We start from the raw sequence: 5,987 nt of genomic DNA, 5'->3' as shown, positions 1-5,987 counted from the left end.
AAAGAATCCCCCTTCCATCAATCATCTTGACGAAAGGGGGATTCAAAAAACGGCGACTACCTACTCTCCCACTGTTACGCAGTACCATCGGCGTGATCAGGCTTAACTTCTCTGTTCGGAATGGGAAGAGGTGGAACCCTGATGCTATAGTCACCTAAAGAAGGTAGACATGTGTACAAAAAGCAATTCAGTCAAAAAGAACTAAACGTATATATAAACCATACAAAAAGGAAAGAAAACAAAAGTCAACGGGCAATTAGTAAGGCTCGGCTATGATATTACTACCTTTACACCTGCCTCCTATCAACGTCATCGTCTATGACGACCCTAAGAAATCTAATCTTGTGGCTGGCTTCGTACTTAGATGCTTTCAGCACTTATCCAATCCCGACTTAGATACCCAGCAATGCACCTGGCGGCACAACTGGTAAACCAGCGGTCAGTCCAACACGGTCCTCTCGTACTAGTGTCAGAGCCACGCAAATTTCATACGCCCACGATAGATAGAGACCGAACTGTCTCACGACGTTCTGAACCCAGCTCGCGTGCCACTTTAATGGGCGAACAGCCCAACCCTTGGGACCTTCTCCAGCCCCAGGATGTGACGAGCCGACATCGAGGTGCCAAACCCCTCCGTCGATATGAGCTCTTGGGAGGGATCAGCCTGTTATCCCCGGAGTACCTTTTATCCTTTGAGCGATGTCCCTTCCATGCGGAAACACCGGATCACTATGCTCTAGTTTCCTACCTGATCGACTTGTTAGTCTCCCAGTCAAGCGCCCTTATGCCATTACACTCTACCGCCGGTTACCAATCGGCGTGAGGGCACCTTTAGAAGCCTCCGTTACACTTTTGGAGGCGACCACCCCAGTCAAACTACCCACCAAACAGTGTCCTCGTAACAACGAGTTAGAACTCAAATAATCAAAGGGCCGTATTTCAACAGCGACTCCACAAATACTGGCGTACCTGCTTCAAAGTCTCCGGCCTATCCTACACATCAATTACCCAAATTCAATGTTAAGCTATAGTAAAGGTTCACGGGGTCTTTTCGTCCCATCGCGGGTAATCGGCATCTTCACCGATACTACAATTTCACTGAGCTCACGGTTGAGACAGTGTCCAGATCATTACACCATTCGTGCAGGTCGGAACTTACCCGACAAGGAATTTCGCTACCTTAGGACCGTTATAGTTACGGCCGCCGTTTACTGGGGCTTCAATTCAATGCTTCTCTTGCGATGACATCTCCTCTTAACCTTCCAGCACCGGGCAGGTGTCAGGCTGTATACGTGATCTTTCAATTTTGCACAGCCCTGTGTTTTTGTTAAACAGTTGCCTGGACCTATTCTCTGCGCCCCGCCATCACTGACGGGGACCCTTTATCCCGAAGTTACAGGGTCAATTTGCCTAGTTCCTTAACCGTGATTCACTCAAGCGCCTTAGTATATTCAACCCGACTACGTGTGTCCGTTTACGGTACGGGTACCTTTAAGATTAAGTTTAGCGGATTTTCTTGGGAGTATGTTTACACGCACTATTGGATTGTTCAGAAGAACGCTCCATACTATCAGGTTCGACTCTTGCGGTGGATTTGCCTGCCGCAATCAACATCTACACCCTTCAACGAACTATTCCGTCAGTTCGCGGCGCTGTCACGCCTCCGTCTCCACGTCACTCCTAAAGGTAGTACAGGAATATTAACCTGTTCTGCCATCGGCATCACCGTTCGGCTGAGCCTTAGGACCCGACTAACCCTGATCCGATTAGCGTTGATCAGGAAACCTTAGTCTTTCGGCGAGGGGGTTTCTCACCCCCTTTATCGTTACTTATACCTACATTTGCTTTTCCACACGCTCCAGCATACCTGACGGTACACCTTCAACGCAGAGTGGAATGCTCCCCTACCGATCATTACTGATCCCATAGCTTCGGTAAAACACTTGATGCCCGATTATTATCCACGCCAAACTCCTCGACTAGTGAGCTGTTACGCACTCTTTAAATGAATGGCTGCTTCCAAGCCAACATCCTAGCTGTCTTAGCAATCTGACTTCGTTAGTTCAACTTAGTGTTTATTTGGGGACCTTAGCTGATGGTCTGGATTCTTCTCCTTTCGGACATGGACCTTAGCACCCATGCCCTCACTCCTGTGATTGAACTAATGCGCATTCGGAGTTTATCAAGACTTGATAGGCGGCGAAGCCCTCGCATCTTATCAGTCGCTCTACCTCACATTAGTAATTCACAAGGCTGCACCTAAATGCATTTCGGGGAGTACGAGCTATCTCCAAGTTTGATTAGCCTTTCACCCCCACCCTCAGGTCATCCGGAAGCTTTTCAACGCTTATCGGTTCGGTCCTCCAGTTAGTGTTACCTAACCTTCAACCTGCCCAAGGGTAGATCACTTGGTTTCGCGTCTACTCCTTCCGACTATAACGCCCTGTTCAGACTCGCTTTCGCTTCGGCTGCACGTCTTCAGACGCTTAACCTTGCCGGAAAAAGTAACTCGTAGGTTCATTATGCAAAAGGCACGCCGTCACAACAAAAAGCTGCTCCGACCGCTTGTAGGCGCACGGTTTCAGGGACTATTTCACTCTTCTATTCGAAGTGCTTTTCACCTTTCCTTCACAGTACTGGTTCGCTATCGGTCTCTCGGGAGTATTTAGCCTTACCGGATGGTCCCGGCAGATTCACGCAGAATTCCTCGTGCTCCGCGCTACTCAGGATACCACTAGGGTTCAGATGGCTTCGTGTACAGGGTTATCACCGTCTATGACTGAACTTTCCAGATCATTCCACTCACCAACTTTCGTCCCAAAACGTGGTCCTACAACCCCAATTATGCCGTAACATAATTGGTTTGGGCTATTCCCCGTTCGCTCGCCACTACTAGGGGAATCATTATTTATTTTCTTTTCCTGCAGGTACTAAGATGTTTCAGTTCCCTGCGTTAGCCTACTGCAGTGCAGTATAATTGGTCTTCAACCAATTGGGTTGTCCCATTCGGAAATCCGCGGATCAAAGGTCATTTGCACCTACCCGCAGCTTATCGCAGCTTATCACGTCCTTCATCGCCTCCGAGAGCCAAGGCATCCGCCATGCGCCCTTTCTTACTTTCATTATCTTGCCTTTATACTGTTAAAACAACAGCGTACGGTTCGATATATACTTTTAGCTCTTTACTAAATTTACTTTTTTTTTGTACAACATGTCAAAGATCGTTTCTTTTTAGTTTGTCAGTTTGTCTGTTCATTAGGTCGTAAGTTTTAAAACTTACCAACTCAGAAACATATAAACTCAAAAACCTAAAGAGAGTGGAGAATAACGGATTCGAACCGTTGACCCTCTGCGTGCAAGGCAGATGCTCTAGCCAGCTGAGCTAATCCCCCTTCGAAGAATTGAGAAGAAAGAATCAAGAACGACTTAATCACAAGGATTTATCATTTTCAACTTTCAATTGTCAATTCGAGAAGTAGTCCCAGGCAGAGTTGAACTGCCGACCTCTACATTATCAGTGTAGCGCTCTAACCAACTGAGCTATAGGACTAGTTCAAACTGAGCCTATTATTAGACCCGGCTTCTGTTTTCTCTTGTTTATCTCTATCTATACTTCTATAGATGGTTGATCTATATCTATAAATAAACAAGTACCAGTAGTACAGTTAGAACCTTAATAAAGTCATATGTCTTTAATTGTATGAACAATCAGAGTTGAATTGTCAACTGTCAATTGTCAACTGTCAATTAAAATCGCGGTATCACTCCAGAAAGGAGGTGTTCCAGCCGCACCTTCCGGTACGGCTACCTTGTTACGACTTAGCCCCAGTCACCAGTTTTACCCTAGGACGCTCCTTGCGGTTACGTACTTCAGGTACCCCCGGCTCCCATGGCTTGACGGGCGGTGTGTACAAGGCCCGGGAACGTATTCACCGCGCCGTGGCTGATGCGCGATTACTAGCGAATCCAGCTTCACGAAGTCGGGTTGCAGACTTCGATCCGAACTGAGAGAGGCTTTTGGGATTAGCATCCTGTCACCAGGTAGCTGCCTTCTGTACCCCCCATTGTAACACGTGTGTAGCCCCGGACGTAAGGGCCGTGCTGATTTGACGTCATCCCCACCTTCCTCACATCTTACGACGGCAGTCTCTCTAGAGTCCTCAGCATGACCTGTTAGTAACTAAAGATAAGGGTTGCGCTCGTTATGGCACTTAAGCCGACACCTCACGGCACGAGCTGACGACAACCATGCAGCACCTTCACATTTGCCTTGCGGCTGTTGGGTTTCCCCAACATTCAAATGCAATTTAAGCCCGGGTAAGGTTCCTCGCGTATCATCGAATTAAACCACATGTTCCTCCGCTTGTGCGGGCCCCCGTCAATTCCTTTGAGTTTCACCGTTGCCGGCGTACTCCCCAGGTGGAATACTTAATGCTTTCGCTTGGCCGCTTGCTGTATATCGCAAACAGCGAGTATTCATCGTTTACTGTGTGGACTACCAGGGTATCTAATCCTGTTTGATACCCACACTTTCGAGCCTCAGTGTCAGTAACAGTCCAGTGAGCTGCCTTCGCAATCGGAGTTCTTCGTGATATCTAAGCATTTCACCGCTACACCACGAATTCCGCCCACCTCTACTGTACTCAAGACACACAGTATCAACTGCAATTTTACGGTTGAGCCGCAAACTTTCACAACTGACTTACATGTCCACCTACGCTCCCTTTAAACCCAATAAATCCGGATAACGCTCGGATCCTCCGTATTACCGCGGCTGCTGGCACGGAGTTAGCCGATCCTTATTCATAGGGTACATACAAAAAGCCACACGTGGCTCATTTTATTCCCCTATAAAAGAAGTTTACAACCCATAGGGCAGTCATCCTTCACGCTACTTGGCTGGTTCAGGCTTTCGCCCATTGACCAATATTCCTCACTGCTGCCTCCCGTAGGAGTTTGGACCGTGTCTCAGTTCCAATGTGGGGGACCTTCCTCTCAGAACCCCTATCCATCGAAGGTTTGGTGGGCCGTTACCCCGCCAACTGCCTAATGGAACGCATCCCCATCTTTTACCGAAATTCTTTAATAATAATCCCATGCGGAAATATTATGCCATCGGGTATTAATCTTTCTTTCGAAAGCCTATCCCCGAGTAAAAGGCAGGTTGGATACGTGTTACTCACCCGTGCGCCGGTCGCCAGCAATGTATTGCTACATCCTGATGCCCCTCGACTTGCATGTGTTAAGCCTGTAGCTAGCGTTCATCCTGAGCCAGGATCAAACTCTTCATTGTAAAAGTATTGTGTAAGTTCATTAGAGGATAAGTTGGTTAGTTGGTGAGTTTATTAATTCCCGTTGATAGGGAACGGCTAAACTTAAATACTAAAAAACTTAAATACTAAAAAACTTAATTTTAGCTCTGTTCAGGATACCGTTATTTATTGACCTTATTTCAAATACCTATATATATAAGTATTGACGGTTCTAATTTCTCAAAACATTTTACTGTTTTGGACTTGTACTACTTGTATTGTTTATCAATTTTTCAAAGAACGCTTCGTTTTTTTAATCGCTTCGTTTCAAAAGCGGGTGCAAAGATAAAGGACTTTTTTATAACTACCAAATGTTTCTGGAAGTTTTTTTTAGTTTTTTTTCCGAGGATTATCTAACAGCTCTCTTGCGAAAGGAGAAAAAACCTGCAAAGAAAAAAACGCCTTTTATTTGCGAATCGGACTGCAAAGATAAGAACTTTTAAACATTGAAACCAAATCTTTTTGGAAGTTTTTTTGTTTAATAACTTAGCCGGCAATCCGCGCTTTCAATCATGTCAAGCTTAATAACTTAGCTCCTCTGGCTAAGCGGATGCAAAAGTAGACCTTTTTACAATATAAGCAAAATATATCAGGAATTATTTTGGAATAAAAAGAAAACTTTTTTGTAAGACGCTGATTTGCAAAGGTGTTGTAAAACATAAAAATGAAAGGAAG

Annotated in this window: 2 tRNA genes and 3 rRNA genes; all 5 read right to left on the bottom strand. The window is 45.8% G+C overall.

Features of this window, described 5'->3' with window-relative positions:
• Positions 1-47 precede the first annotated feature (47 nt).
• The 5 genes from rrf to ACESQI_RS23920 all read right to left on the bottom strand — a co-directional run bounded on the left by rrf (position 48) and on the right by ACESQI_RS23920 (position 5,293).
• Positions 48-158: ribosomal RNA gene (gene rrf, locus ACESQI_RS23940) — 5S ribosomal RNA — on the bottom strand.
• Between the two features lie 78 nt (positions 159-236).
• Positions 237-3,123, bottom strand: a 23S ribosomal RNA gene (locus ACESQI_RS23935).
• Positions 3,124-3,318: 195 nt separating this feature from the next.
• Positions 3,319-3,392, bottom strand: a tRNA-Ala gene (locus tag ACESQI_RS23930).
• A gap of 84 nt (positions 3,393-3,476) precedes the next feature.
• A tRNA-Ile gene (locus ACESQI_RS23925) sits at positions 3,477-3,550 on the bottom strand.
• A 220-nt stretch (positions 3,551-3,770) separates the two neighbouring features.
• A 16S ribosomal RNA gene (locus ACESQI_RS23920) occupies positions 3,771-5,293 on the bottom strand.
• Together the 16S, 23S and 5S rRNA genes with 2 tRNA genes alongside form the textbook arrangement of a ribosomal RNA operon.
• Between the last annotated feature and the right edge of the window lie 694 nt (positions 5,294-5,987).

It is taken from the genome of Bacteroides sp. HPS0048 (genome assembly GCF_964240755.1).
GTDB lineage: Bacteria > Bacteroidota > Bacteroidia > Bacteroidales > Bacteroidaceae > Bacteroides > Bacteroides nordii.
This window is presented reverse-complemented; position numbering and strand designations above follow the sequence as displayed.